This window comes from Legionella waltersii, assembly GCF_001468085.1.
In the GTDB taxonomy this organism is placed as follows: Bacteria; Pseudomonadota; Gammaproteobacteria; order Legionellales; family Legionellaceae; genus Legionella; species Legionella waltersii.
In genome coordinates this window covers 93788-107137 of sequence record NZ_LNZB01000006.1, presented here as the reverse complement: position 1 = coordinate 107137, position 13350 = coordinate 93788, and the positions used below count along the sequence as shown (strand labels likewise).

The window sequence follows — 13350 nt, the reverse complement described above, 5'->3', positions numbered from 1 at the left end:
GTAGTATCACCTTTCTTATTCCATCCGTTTTATCAGATCATTCCATTTGTTCAAACTTCTTGGATCACCAACAGAAGTTCCTTGACCTATTTTTTTTGTTAACCATAAACCATCACCGTTGAAACTATAGATCGGTTTTAGATCAGGACGCTTAGACGCTTTTTTGATTTTACTTTCCAAGCTATCCAAAATAAGTGGTTCCGCCTCAGGTGAAGGGTAGTACGATAAAACCATATGTGCTTGGTTTAGAGTTAAAGAGGTTACGTAGGTAATCCTTAATTTCTCAGTAGGCACACCGAGTGTGATTAGACTGAAATATTTGATGATTGCATAATCTTCACAGTCCCCTCCCCCATCAACGATGAACTCTATAGGGGATTTCCAATAATCATCATTATCCCCTAGCCCAGTATCAGGCTGGTATTCAAATTGATTAAAAAAAGAATTCACCTTCTCAAGCTGTTCTAGTTCTGGCTTATTTTTCAAAGAAGCCATTAATTTAGCCCATGCATTAAATCGCTTTTGAGCGTCTCCTTGGTATTGGAGAGCTAATGTTTTGATCTTTTCAACTGTAATTTGTGAGTAAGCTAGTATTGGAAATCCATTAAACACAAATAAGATAAGGCTTAATCTTAAGAATAAACCTAATCTAGAATTATATTTTTTTAGGTGGCTCTTTAAAGGCAACCAGTACTCCCTGCACATGGGCTAATTCCTTTATTCTCTCCATGCCATTACCAGCATGACCACGGTATTCGTAAGGGCCAACGAAAACAGCATACAAATTCTGATATGGACTAATAAATGCACTAAATCCTAGCTCAACAAGGTGATTAACCAAGACCATTGCTTGTTTCTTATCTTTAAAAGAACTGACTGAAACATACCAGGACTTGGGCGTTACTTGTTTTGGATAAGTTGTATTCTTATCCAGCATGGATTGAGTGAGTGGCGTCCTGTCCATGTTCTTCAATGGATGAGTTAAAGCCATGGAATTATCTGTGTTATTAGGATAAGGGACTCCATCCATTCTATTATCCAGTAAAATATTAGTTTGAGCCGAAGAATAGACATCGTTGTTAACGACATTTTCAGGTAATTTCAAACTCAAATATTTTAATAAACAGCCCATGCCATTGAGTATCCTGTATCGAGAAAGTATTTCATCATTCTCTCCACGAGCTAATTCAATTTGGGACTGATAATATTCATTTTGTGAATCTAAGAGATCCAGCAACGTTCTTTTTCCAATTTTAAACTCATCTTGATAGGCCGCTCTTGTTTTCCTTGAGGAAAACACATGCATTTTAAGAGGGGATAACCTTAACCCAGCAGATACATAAGCATTCCAAGCCAAGCGAATAGCTTCCTTTAGTTCCAATAGAGATCGGTTTTTCGTTTCATAGGCCTCTTGCACTTGATAAGCTGTCTCTCTAACAGCAGCGGAATCAGCTCCGCCCTTGAAGGCATTATAAGTCATTCGAATAGCTGCTAGATCCGAATTATTTGGGCCATACAATCCACTTAGATTTTTATTGTTTGAAGCATGCACCACAAACTCGACTTGAGGATAATACCCTGCTCGAGCGACTTCAAATTGTGCCTTTGCTTGTTTCACATCTGCATAGGTTGATTTAACCGTTGGATGATTGTCCAAACCTTTTTCAATCGCTTTTGCTAAATTACTTGGCAAGCTTGCACGAGAAGGTATCTTGGGTTGTTTAAGATTCTCTGGCCATTTCCCAACAGCCTTTGCATAATTGATGCGTGCTTCCTGTAAATTAGCCAACGCACTAATTTTATTCGCCTCAGCTAAAGCTAACCTAGCTTGTGCTTGATCAACTTCTGCCAACCTAGATATTCCAGCATCTGCGCGTTCTTTAATCATTTTAAAAACGGCATGGTGTGCAGCCAAATTTGAAATAGAGTATTTGTACAATCGTTCATGCAACAGGACCGCTAAATAATCCTTTGTGATTTCTAGAGCAAGATCTTCAGCAACCCCTTGAGTTCTCCACTCTTGTGCTTGGGATAAATACTGATTACGTTTTACTTCGTTGACTACTCCCCCACCAGAAAATAGCTTTTGCCTAAGCTCTACCATTGACTCCGTTCTATTTAAAATTGCAATTCCTGATGAATCAATAGCTTGGCTAGTAGGGTTTTGACTCCTCTCCCTACCAAAGCTACCGGTCACATCAATTGAAGGATAATAAGCGCCTTTTGCTTTATCGATGGCTTGTTTTGCTGACAATCCTTTCGCGGTATTTAACAATACATCGGGATTAGCAATCATGCCATGTTGGACAGCATCATACAAAGTATCGGCGGTAGCAATGGAGGATACAAAGATTGTCGCTATAAATAGCGTCTTTTTCATTGGACATCCTCAATTTCTTTAATTTAATAAACCATCATATAATAACTTAGGATTTCAAATCAAAGTTTGATTTGCTATAACCTGAGTTTTTTTAAATAAGTCACTATATATGAGTGGGTTTTTTCCAATATGGATTCAAAATTATCGATAGTTACTGTAAGCCAATTAAACAGACAAGTTAAAGGTTTTCTTGAGCATGATTTTGGGGTGGTGCATGTTGAGGGTGAAATTTCTAATTTAAGTAAGCCATCATCCGGTCACTATTATTTCACTTTAAAAGACAGTGCTGCTCAGATTCGCTGTGCCTTTTTTAAAAACAGACAAACCAATAACACTCGCAATACGTTTTCTGATGGCCAACATGTAGTAGCAAGCGGAAAATTAAGCGTGTATGAAGCTCGTGGTGAATACCAATTAATTGTGGAAGCAATCACTGAGGCCGGACTTGGGGCTTTGTATCAACAATTTGAAGAATTAAAAAATAAACTTGCCACAGAAGGACTATTTAATCCTGAACGAAAACGAGCTTTACCCAAGTTTCCTGAGAGCATTGGAATTATTACCTCACCTAACGGAGCAGCTATCAGAGATATTTTAGCGACCTTAGGTCGTCGATTTGCAGTGGCCAAGATCATTATTTACCCAAGTGAAGTTCAGGGGCAAACAGCCTCACAACAATTGGTGAGTGCTTTAAATCTTGCAAATCAACAAAATCGCTGCCAAGTTCTTATTCTAGCTCGTGGCGGAGGGAGCATTGAAGATTTATGGGCTTTTAATGACGAACAATTAGCGAGAGCCATAGTTTCAAGCAAAATCCCTGTTGTTTCTGGTGTAGGTCATGAAACCGATTTTACAATCGCTGATTTTGTAGCCGATTATCGGGCAGAAACTCCAACCGCTGCAGCTGCAGCCGTAACACCTAATAGTATTGATCTTTTTGCCCTGATAGAAGCTCTCGAATCCAGACTGTACAAAGCGATTCTCAGAGTTCATCAGGCTTTACAAATTAAGATCAATCACTTGGTCGATAAAATTGCTTCTCCTAAGCAAGCCATTGGTAATCACTGGCAAACCCTTGATTATTTGGAAAAACAACTCATATTTACCATCCAAAATGCATTAAAACAACAGCAACACGTATTGCATCTCTACTCAACAACACTGCATAGCTATAATCCTATAAAACAGGTGGCTCAAGCGCAGATGAGGTTGAAACAACTTTTAGTGCAACTTTTGCAAGAGATTAAACGTAAACTCAATGATTCTAAGCAACGATTAATAACTTGCCTATCGACATTACATGTGGTCAGCCCTTTGGCCACACTTGATAGAGGGTATGCTATAGTAAAAAAAGAAGAGGAAATTCTGTTTACTAGCAAACAAGTTCAAGTTGGGGATGCCCTGGATATCATTTTATCTAAAGGGCGGTTAACATGTGAAGTAACTCTGATAAAGGACTAAACAGTGCCATGTATAAATGTCTATTCACTTTCATTATTAATTTGCTGTTTGTCTTAACCCCTTGCTTTGCTATAGCCTTACCAGAAAACCATTCAGTGAATGGAGGTCTAACGATTATACCTATTGATATTAAGCAGGAACCCACTGCTTATTATGAGGGAAGTCGAATCGTTGTTCTTCCAAGTGATAAAAAAAATCAATGGCTACTTATCGTTGCTATCCCTTTAAAAAAAACGGACTCTATACAATACATACAAATTACGAAACCAATCAAAACAACTATCCCTTTCCACGTGAGCAACAAATTATATAATACCCAATACCTAACTATTAAAGACTTAAGCAAAGTCGATCCGCAACCTCAGGACTTAAAACGAATTGCGAAAGAAACAAAAAAATTAACGGACATTTTCGCGCATTTTTCAAATGAAAATCCATTCCAACAATCATTTACAGCCCCAATTACTGGACCTGTATCGAGCTTATTTGGGCTTAATCGATTTTATAATAAACAACCTAGAGATCCACACTCCGGACTAGATATAGCCGCTCAAGAAGGCCAACCTGTGTATGCCGTTAACAATGGTACTGTTGTAGAAACTGGAGATTATTTCTTTACAGGTAACACTGTGATTCTTGATCATGGGATGGGTGTTTTCTCGCTTTATGCTCACCTAAGCAAAATAGACGTTAAAATTGGTGATAAAGTAACACAAGGACAACTTATTGGGCTTATTGGAATGACTGGAAGAGCAACTGGTCCCCACTTACATTGGACAATGATAGTAAATCAAACCTTAGTAGAGCCATTATTATTTGTACAATATCGGAATATAGCAATTACTCCAAAGCCGCCTTTACAACCCAATACTAAGCCGACTACCGCGGAGAACAATAACAAATAATCATGATTAGTGAATTATTAACGAGCTTAACTCAAATCGTTAGTCAGACCAAGAATAATTTGTATGTTCTGGGCATCATACTTCTTATTCCATGGACTATGTTTATAGTCACTCGAGTATTTAGGAATCTCTTATTGCTGGGAATAATACCACGCCGAATAATTGGTCTCCGTGGTATTGTCTTTGCCCCTGTACTTCATGTCAATTTTAATCACATTTTTTTCAATTCAATACCATTGGTTGTTTTAAGTAATTTTATTCTGATTAATGGTCTCAATTATTACTTGACAGTGACCTTCATGATCACTTTGCTCAGTGGTTTAAGCATTTGGTTATTTGCTAAACCTGGCCTGCATGTTGGAGCAAGCGCAATTATCACCGGTTATTGGGGCTTTTTGGTGTACAATATTTATCAGCACGGGACAGTAACAACCATTATTCTAGGTGTTTTAAGCCTATATTATTTTGCAGGTCTATTTTTAGGTATTTTCCCTGGGGAAAAAGGCGTTTCCTGGCAAGGGCATTTGTTTGGTTTGTTGTCTGGGTTAGCAACCTGTTATTTACTCGAAACCTATCCACAATTGGTGTTTCATTTTATTTGACCCAATAGTAAGCTACAGAATTTATGAAAAGCTAAAGATCGAGGCAAACATCGATTCCAATAAGGGAATTTAGATAAACTAGATGCTCGAATTGAAAGTCAGTTTTTAACAAAGAAACTGGGGTTTTTCATAAGTCCTGTGCTATTCTTAAAGTAAAGACCCCTCAGGTAAACTAAAATGATAATAAAAACAATAAAATCAATATCCTTAGCTGGCCTACTATTTCTGAGCGTACCATCAGTCTTTGCAGAGGGCTGTTGTGGAAGCATGGGAGGAATTAACTATTGTGATTCATCTGCAGGGCGGCTTGTATGCCAAAATGGCTTCTACTCTACCTGTTATTGCACTCGCCATGCGGTAATGGATCTACAGTTTTTAAAAGGCTGTTGCTTATGGCATGGTGGTGTTATGTCAAATGTAAATGCTGAGGGACTCGTACTTTGTAATGATGGTTCTTATTCTGAAGAATGTTCATTGCAGAAACCCATAGAAAAAATAGCCATTTATTAGGGGTTATACTCCATAGGATTTTGAACTCAAGGGCTTTTTTCGTAAGCCCTATCCTAAAAAGCGGCTTCCCCTCCTGAATGATTAAGGTGGGTCGAGTTGGCATTCTGGATTTTAGTCTCCTCTGATGTCCTTTTGTTAGCAATTAACTCACCAAAACAAAGGGCACTTAATACAATTAATAAATAGCCGGCGGTTGAATAACACAGTATGGTATCTGAGATTGAGCCAATACAAAAAGCGATTAATACACCAAGTAAAATGGGTCTACTTTCTGAAACACGGAACGCAGTAACAAATAAACTTGCTAGAAACATGATGAATAAAAACAAACCAATTATTCCCTGCTCTGCCAAAATCATCCAGTACTGACTGTGAGGATCCGTGAGCTCTTTACCCCAGCTTGGAACAGGATCATCTTTTGCAAAGCTGTATTTAAATCCACCTGTACCAATGCCAATCCAGGGATTCTTCATCATTAATTGTTTCGCATAATGATGAAACTGAATTCGGTACCCTAATGAGGTATTTTTATTATTATGCTGTAATTGTTGAATATCTTTTAATAATTCAAATGTTCTAATCTGCATTACCGGACTAAATTGGTAAACCAAACTCATAGTCCCAGTAAATACTAATAAACCTAACACAGCTTTCTTAATGGACAGGGTCTGTACCAGTAATAAAACCATCAATACGATATACACTAAATACCCTGTTCTTCCTGTATTAATAAATAGAACTTGATAACTTGTAAATACCAATAAAAATAAATAGATGCTCCGGAGCCATCCACTATTTTTAAACATCTGTAAGCCTGCTAAATAAGCAGCCAAAGCCACCATGAATCCAGTGATGATATGATTATAAAACACCATCCCGGGATCTTGTGACTCTATTAGGTTCAGTGCCTTCAACATTGAAATAATACACGTTAGGAAAATTGCTGCTAAGTAGGCATTAATGCTCCAATTTCTTACTTTAGGACTCATAAAACCTACAGCCAGCAGAGGTAGATAAATAAGTTTACAATACTTACCAACGACTCCTAGCTGATCCAAATACGGGGCAGGACTCCATAGAGTAGCAATAACAATATATACGAAGAGAATTGCGGCAGCCCTTCCCCATAGCGTGCCAAACGCTTCTTTGATAAGATTTCTATATTCAGGCACAATCAAGATTGCTATCAAGCTGCACACAAAACAAATTGATTTAATGGTAGGGCTAATCGGTATGAAAAAGGTAAACAAAACAAAAAAAACTGGGGCTAATAACAAACCTTTCGCACTGGATAAGCTTAATTGCACAATTCGTCCTCTGGAGTTGATACCTTAGGTAAATGACCTAGCTCTTTGTCTTTATATATTTGCTTAATACCCCGGTAAAAAGTTCCCTGAGCATTAAATACTGCAAATAAAAATCCGGGTTGGCCGTCTAAAAAACCTCTCTGCAAAACATACGATCTAAAAAACATCCACGTTGTGGATAGTAATATCTTAGCCATACCTATACTTTTTTTAGACTCAATTCGAATTTTGGCACTATAAGAAGAATATTTATTTAATTTATAAAGAACATGATGCACGTCCTTAAAGGAGTGGTGCATAATGGGGTTTTTTAACCTACCTACTTTAGCTGTACTAGGAACCACTATTTTTTCATGCACAATATCCGCGCTGTACGCTGTATTCTTCCTTTTGAATAATCGAATGTGACGCTTAGGACTGCCTGAGTATCTTAATGGTTTTTTGTAAAATACCATTTGTATGGGTATACGATAGGCATCAGCTGCATCCGAGTTTATCACTTCAATAATTTCATTTTGCAATTCAGGGCTAACTGATTCATCTGCATCCAAATTTAGCACCCAATCACTTGTTGCCTTTAAAAGAGCTCGTTGCTTCTGAACTCCATACCCTTGCCAATCCGTGGAATAAACCTTATCAGTAAACTCTTTAGCAATAGCTATCGTGTTATCAGTACTGCCTGAATCCAATACAATGACTTCATCAGCAAAGCGAACAGACTCTAAACATCGTCTAATGTTTGACTCTTCATTTTTAGTAATGATGATTACGGAAAGCATATAAATTTCATTGGGGAATAAAGCAAATATTATAGCGATAAAACTGAATAATGTAAGCTAAATCTAACTATAAAATGCTGCATCTATAGCTGTTCAGTAATTAGGTATCAACTATAAAACAAGATGAGCTTGAATTGATGATAGACCTATGCCTTGTTTGATACAAAACATAGGTCACTCACTTAAAAAACGCCTTCACGATGATCGTGGCTTTCAAAGTGTAGTTTACCGTCCTTAACTTTCAATATGACATGACCGCCATGCATAAGCTTGCCAAACAACAGTTCATCAGCAAGTGGCTTTTTCACATTTTCTTGAATCAATCTAGCCATTGGGCGAGCTCCCATGGATTTATCATACCCATGCTCCATCAACCATTCCCTAGCAGATTTATCCACTGTAAATGTCACTCCCTTATGACTCAACTGCTCATCCAATTCCATAATGAATTTATCAACAACTAAACCAATGGTTTGATTGTCTAATGGAGCAAAGTTAATGATGGCATCCAATCGGTTTCTAAATTCAGGACTAAATTGTTTTTTAATAACCTCTAAACCATCGTTGGTGTTGTCTTGTGTAGAAAACCCTATCGAATTACGAACTATTTCGGTTGCCCCAGCATTACTTGTCATTACTAAAATGATGTGTCTAAAATCCGCTTGACGACCATTGGTATCAGTCAAAGTCCCATGATCCATTATTTGCAATAACAAATTAAACACATCAGGATGGGCTTTTTCAATCTCATCAAGCAATAGGACAGCGTGAGGATTTTTTGTAACCGCTTCGGTTAATAAGCCACCTTGGTCATATCCTACATAGCCTGGAGGTGCGCCGATCAAACGAGATACAGTGTGTTTTTCCATATACTCAGACATATCAAAGCGTAGCAATTCTATACCTAGCACATTAGCTAACTGCCTTGTGACCTCCGTTTTACCAACTCCAGTTGGACCTGCAAACAAGAAGCAACCAACTGGTTTTTGTGGCTCTCTTAAACCTGACCGCCCTAATTTAATCGCTGATGCTAGAGCAGTAATAGCCTGATCTTGTCCATACACAAGCAATTTCAAGTCACGCTCTAAATTCCTCAGAGTATCTTTATCTCTAGCAGAGACCTTCTTGATTGGAATTCGAGCGATTTTAGCCACGACACTTTCTATTTCAGTGACGCTAATAATTTTCTTACGCTTATTCGCAGTTAATAAATTCTGATAAGCTCCAGCTTCATCAACTACATCTATCGCTTTGTCGGGTAGAAAACGATCATTAATGTATTTTGCTGATAATTCCGCAGCGGCTTTTAATGAAGGAATAGAGAACTTAACCCCATGATGCTCTTCCAGACGCCCTTTCAGTCCTTTAAGAATTTCAAACGTTTCATCAACAGTTGGCTCGGAGATATCAATTTTTTGAAAACGCCTTGCTAGCGCTCTGTCTTTTTCGAAGATGCCTCTGTATTCTTGATAGGTGGTAGAGCCTATGCATTTTAATTCACCATTCGCTAAGAGTGGTTTAATTAAATTGGAGGCATCCATCACTCCTCCTGAGGCTGCACCTGCACCAATAATCGTATGAATCTCATCGATAAATAAAACAGCGCCGGGTTGCTGACCGAGCTGTTTCAAAACAGCCTTTAGACGTTTTTCAAAATCTCCTCTGTATTTAGTTCCAGCAAGTAATGCCCCTAAATCCAGAGAATAAACAACACAACCTTTAATTGAGTCTGGTATATCGCCATCCACTATTTGCCTTGCTAATCCCTCTGCAATGGCTGTTTTACCAACACCAGCTTCACCAACCAATAAAGGATTGTTTTTTCTGCGACGACAAAGAACTTGGATCGTACGTTGAGTTTCCTCATGACGTCCAATTAATGGATCAATTTTTCCTTGTTTAGCTCGTCTATTCAAATTAGTACAGTAGCTTTCTAGTGGTGATTCATTACCCTCATTCATCATCATGTCCTCATCCATTGAGGAGTTCATGTTTTCGTGCATATCATTATTTTGATATTTTGAAACACCATGAGAAATATAATTGATGACATCTAATCGGGTAATATTCTCTCTTCGTAGAAAGTAGACTGCTTGGCTTTCTTGTTCACTGAAGATTGCTGCTAGAACATTTGCTCCAGTTACTTCGGTCTTTCCAGCGGATTGCACATGAAACACAGCTCGTTGTAAAACTCGTTGGAATCCTAATGTGGGTTGAGTCTCCCTATCCAATTCATCCTCAGGGATTCTTGGTGTGGTTTCGTCTATAAATTCAACGAGGTCTCTGCGTAAGGCCTCTATATTTGCATCACATGCTTGTAAAACATTACCTGCAGCAGGGTTATCAAGCAAAGACAACAGCAAATGTTCGACGGTCATGAATTCATGACGCTTCTCTTTTGCCTCCTTGAAAGCTAGATTCAAGGTGAATTCTAGTTCTTTATTTAACATTGTCGTTGCTCCTTACCAACCCAACACATTTTTTATTCGGGCTCCATGCTCGAAAGCAGTGGATGTTCGTTCATTCTGGCATAGGCATTTACTTGAGCTACTTTTGTTTCTGCTATGTCTCTAGTAAATATCCCACATACCCCTTTTCCCTGAAAATGAACCTGCAACATTACCTGAATTGCCATCTCTTCATTTAAATGAAAAAACTGCTTCAGTACTTCCACAACAAAATCCATCGGTGTATAGTCATCGTTAAGCAAAACTACTTTGTATCTCCTTGGTACTTTTACCGCCGTCCTGACATCCGTACTCAGTTCAGTATCGGCAATACCAACTGGGATATTCTCCTCTAAATTTCGCCCACTCATAACTTACAACCTCTTACTATTTTTATAGACTCCCTACACACATTTGGCCAGTAAATTTCGTTATTTTTATTGAAAAAATTAGTCTTTGAAATTTTCAATGTCATAATGATTAGTTAGAGTGCAATTGAATGTTAATTTTTTGTTATCTAAAAAACGGGCTTTGTTGGGGCCATTTTTTTCTTCACTTCTCAAGAGATTCACGGTCTAATCCAAGCCGCGACCGTGAGGGAGCGGATTTATTTGCGTAAGAAATTCCACTTGCTTACGCGCACGGCTCGATTGAACCCTGCCATTAAACCTCAATGGCAAGGGAAACAAAGTGATGAGCAAAGCTCCCTCCAAAAAAACGAAACGCTAACCCCCAATTACATATGACGAATAACAGCTCCACCAAATTCTGAGCTACTCAGCAAAGTTGAACCAGGAATTCCACGTTGAAAATCATAAGTTACTGTCTTGGCTTCGATGGCTCCTTCCATTCCTCTAATGATCAAATCTGCTGCCTCAGACCATCCCATATGTCTTAACATCATTTCAGCAGATAGAATGATAGAACCGGGGTTTACTTTGTCCTGGCCAGCATACTTAGGCGCTGTTCCATGAGTTGCTTCAAAAACTGCCATCTCATCACTCCTATTAGCACCAGGTGCAATTCCAATTCCTCCAACCTGTGCTGCCAACGCATCAGAAATATAATCGCCATTTAGATTTAAAGTGGCTATCACACTATAATCTTCTGGTCTTAATAGAATTTGTTGTAAGAAAGCGTCAGCAATCACGTCATTTACAATAATCTGCTTACCAGTTTTTGGATTTTTAAACTCCATCCATGGACCGCCTTGATATTCTTTAGCGCCAAAAACATCACGTGCAACTTGATATCCCCACTCTTTAAATGCACCCTCAGTAAACTTCATGATGTTGCCTTTATGCACAAACGTAACAGTTTGACGATCATTATCAATCGCGTATTGAATCGCTGCTTTTACTAATCGAGTTGTACCTTCTTTAGAAACTGGTTTCACCCCAATGCCGCAATGCTCTGGAAAACGAATTTTTTTAACACCCATTTCTTGAGTTAAAAATTGAATAACCTTCTTCGCTTCAGGGGTATCAGCTTGCCACTCAATTCCAGCATAAATGTCTTCAGAGTTTTCTCGGAAAATCACCATGTCGGTTTTCCATGGCTCTTTGACTGGACTTGGTACACCATTAAAATATCGAATTGGTCGCATGCAAATGAAGAGGTCCATATCTTGACGAATTGCAACGTTCAAAGAACGAATACCACCACCCACTGGAGTGGTCAAGGGACCTTTAATAGAAACAACGTATTTTTTCATCGCCTCTAACGTTTCCCTAGGGAGCCATTGGTCACTTCCATACACCTTAGTCGCCTTTTCTCCAGCATAAACTTCCATCCAAGCAATTTTACGTTTGCCGTCATAGGCTTTCTCAACAGCAGCATCCACAACTCGAATCATAGGCGGAGTTACGTCAACACCTATACCATCACCTTCGATAAATGGGATTATAGGGGTATTAGGCACATTCAAAGAATTGTCTTTATTAACCGTAATTGCTTCGCCATGAGCTGGAACTTTAATTTTATCGTATGACATTGACGACTCCGTAAATTGATAAACACATAAACATAAATGATAGCATGCGATATCGCTGATTCCCAAATATCGCAAAGAATAATTTCATCGTTAAAATGCTTTTTTGCATAGACCTGCATAAGGTGTGTTAACCATTTGCTGGCTTGAGCCTAGAAAGTTTGATTTTCGAGAATCGTAGCGCAACATACATTGAAGAATGTGAGCAGCGGATCTCAGAAAATCAAACTGATTAGTCTAAGGCAGTAGACTTGTTAATAGGCCCTAGGCATGAAGAAGCATCTTAATTTGTTCAGCAAGCTGATCATATCCAGCTTCTACGTTAATATACTCTTGTTTAGCAAGATAAATGGACAATGACCCATCATCTGTCGCGGATGTTTTTTGTAATACCCCATTAAATCCAGCAAGTTTTAATCGAAGGTAATCAGTAAGCTTGGTCACTAAATAAAAATTTCTAAAATAGTTATCAGGACTCATGTGCAACTTCTTAGCATCCCTAGCTAACTCATGTCCTGGTAAGTAATCCTTTAAAGAGTAGGATGAATTATTGTGTACTGCTACTACTTTACCTTCTGGTAATAAGGCTTTTATTTGACTTGCTAATTTTTTAACTTCTCGATGGGCTTCAGGTGTATAATGGCTGTATTGCGTTAGGGTTTTTTTAATACCTATGTCCGTATATATCCGATTAGGATCAAATTCATAACGTTGATCATTTAAGTGGAAAACGATATTTCTTCCTCCAGAGTGAACCAAGGTGATCAAACGACCACCGTCTTTACGAATCACTGTTTTCGCTGCTTTTAAGGCCGTTTGCTCATTGTGATGAACGTGAACATACGTTTTGCCCTCGCCTTTGTACTCTTGAACAATCACTGCCTCATCACCGACCATTACCTTATGATTCACAGCACACCCCACTTGAGTCAAGATGACCATCAATAACAATGTCCATTTCATGTACAT

12 protein-coding genes are annotated in these 13350 nt (G+C 38.4%); 4 read left to right on the top strand and 8 right to left on the bottom strand.

The genetic code is table 11. From position 1 onward, the window contains the following. Nucleotides 1–15: 15 nt before the first annotated feature. Both Lwal_RS01475 and Lwal_RS01470 read right to left on the bottom strand, forming a co-directional pair. The gene (locus Lwal_RS01475; RefSeq protein WP_231951024.1) at nucleotides 16–687 is read right to left on the bottom strand and encodes a transglutaminase-like cysteine peptidase; all 672 of its coding nucleotides are present in this window, start codon (nucleotides 685–687) and stop codon (nucleotides 16–18) included. Beyond that, nucleotides 656–2380, bottom strand: coding sequence for a TolC family outer membrane protein (locus Lwal_RS01470; RefSeq protein WP_058479153.1), 1725 nt, complete (start codon nucleotides 2378–2380; stop codon nucleotides 656–658). The genes Lwal_RS01475 and Lwal_RS01470 overlap by 32 nt, the downstream gene beginning before the upstream one ends. Nucleotides 2381–2509: 129 nt before the next feature. On the opposite strand from Lwal_RS01470, the gene xseA reads away from it, so the two are divergent. The 4 genes from xseA to Lwal_RS01450 all read left to right on the top strand — a co-directional run bounded on the left by xseA (nucleotide 2510) and on the right by Lwal_RS01450 (nucleotide 5858). Next, nucleotides 2510–3841, top strand: a complete 1332-nt coding sequence (xseA, locus tag Lwal_RS01465) for an exodeoxyribonuclease VII large subunit (protein ID WP_058479152.1) — start codon at nucleotides 2510–2512, stop codon at nucleotides 3839–3841. An 8-nt stretch (nucleotides 3842–3849) separates the two neighbouring features. After that, on the top strand, nucleotides 3850–4746 hold the full coding sequence (locus tag Lwal_RS01460; RefSeq protein ID WP_058479151.1) for a M23 family metallopeptidase: 897 nt from the start codon (nucleotides 3850–3852) through the stop codon (nucleotides 4744–4746). 2 nt (nucleotides 4747–4748) lie between these two features. Further along, nucleotides 4749–5348, top strand: a complete 600-nt coding sequence (locus Lwal_RS01455) for a rhomboid family intramembrane serine protease (protein WP_058479150.1) — start codon at nucleotides 4749–4751, stop codon at nucleotides 5346–5348. Nucleotides 5349–5525: 177 nt separating this feature from the next. Next, entirely contained in the window at nucleotides 5526–5858 is a 333-nt protein-coding gene (locus Lwal_RS01450) for a neurogenic locus notch (RefSeq protein WP_083500008.1), read from the top strand. Between the two features lie 53 nt (nucleotides 5859–5911). Here the strand turns inward: Lwal_RS01450 and Lwal_RS01445 are convergent, their stop codons facing one another. From Lwal_RS01445 to Lwal_RS01420, 6 genes are all read right to left on the bottom strand, one after another. Beyond that, the gene (locus Lwal_RS01445) at nucleotides 5912–7165 is read right to left on the bottom strand and encodes an O-antigen ligase family protein (RefSeq protein ID WP_058479149.1); all 1254 of its coding nucleotides are present in this window, start codon (nucleotides 7163–7165) and stop codon (nucleotides 5912–5914) included. Beyond that, on the bottom strand, nucleotides 7156–7944 hold the full coding sequence (locus tag Lwal_RS01440; RefSeq protein ID WP_058479148.1) for a glycosyltransferase family 2 protein: 789 nt from the start codon (nucleotides 7942–7944) through the stop codon (nucleotides 7156–7158). Before Lwal_RS01440 ends, Lwal_RS01445 begins: the two co-directional genes overlap by 10 nt. A 182-nt stretch (nucleotides 7945–8126) precedes the next feature. Next, nucleotides 8127–10394 carry an ATP-dependent Clp protease ATP-binding subunit ClpA gene (clpA, locus tag Lwal_RS01435; protein ID WP_058479147.1) on the bottom strand — a complete coding sequence of 756 codons (2268 nt, stop codon included), beginning with the start codon at nucleotides 10392–10394 and terminating at the stop codon, nucleotides 8127–8129. Between the two features lie 32 nt (nucleotides 10395–10426). After that, nucleotides 10427–10762, bottom strand: coding sequence for an ATP-dependent Clp protease adapter ClpS (clpS, locus tag Lwal_RS01430; RefSeq protein WP_058479146.1), 336 nt, complete (start codon nucleotides 10760–10762; stop codon nucleotides 10427–10429). A 365-nt stretch (nucleotides 10763–11127) separates the two neighbouring features. Further along, a complete protein-coding gene (gene icd / locus Lwal_RS01425) occupies nucleotides 11128–12384 on the bottom strand; it encodes an NADP-dependent isocitrate dehydrogenase (RefSeq protein WP_058479145.1) in 1257 nt (418 codons plus the stop codon). 261 nt (nucleotides 12385–12645) lie between these two features. Further along, entirely contained in the window at nucleotides 12646–13344 is a 699-nt protein-coding gene (locus tag Lwal_RS01420) for a protein tyrosine phosphatase (protein ID WP_095197641.1), read from the bottom strand. Between the last annotated feature and the right edge of the window lie 6 nt (nucleotides 13345–13350).

What these genes read in the sequence shown, in the direction of transcription:
- Lwal_RS01470 (WP_058479153.1), bottom strand. Translation starts at nt 2,380, where the DNA reads ATGAAAAAGACGCTATTTATAGCGACAATCTTTGTATCCTCCATTGCT.
- xseA (WP_058479152.1), top strand. Translation starts at nt 2,510, where the DNA reads ATGGATTCAAAATTATCGATAGTTACTGTAAGCCAATTAAACAGACAA.
- Lwal_RS01460 (WP_058479151.1), top strand. Translation starts at nt 3,850, where the DNA reads ATGTATAAATGTCTATTCACTTTCATTATTAATTTGCTGTTTGTCTTA.
- Lwal_RS01455 (WP_058479150.1), top strand. Translation starts at nt 4,749, where the DNA reads ATGATTAGTGAATTATTAACGAGCTTAACTCAAATCGTTAGTCAGACC.
- Lwal_RS01450 (WP_083500008.1), top strand. Translation starts at nt 5,526, where the DNA reads ATGATAATAAAAACAATAAAATCAATATCCTTAGCTGGCCTACTATTT.
- Lwal_RS01440 (WP_058479148.1), bottom strand. Translation starts at nt 7,944, where the DNA reads ATGCTTTCCGTAATCATCATTACTAAAAATGAAGAGTCAAACATTAGA.
- clpA (WP_058479147.1), bottom strand. Translation starts at nt 10,394, where the DNA reads ATGTTAAATAAAGAACTAGAATTCACCTTGAATCTAGCTTTCAAGGAG.
- clpS (WP_058479146.1), bottom strand. Translation starts at nt 10,762, where the DNA reads ATGAGTGGGCGAAATTTAGAGGAGAATATCCCAGTTGGTATTGCCGAT.
- icd (WP_058479145.1), bottom strand. Translation starts at nt 12,384, where the DNA reads ATGTCATACGATAAAATTAAAGTTCCAGCTCATGGCGAAGCAATTACG.
- Lwal_RS01420 (WP_095197641.1), bottom strand. Translation starts at nt 13,344, where the DNA reads ATGAAATGGACATTGTTATTGATGGTCATCTTGACTCAAGTGGGGTGT.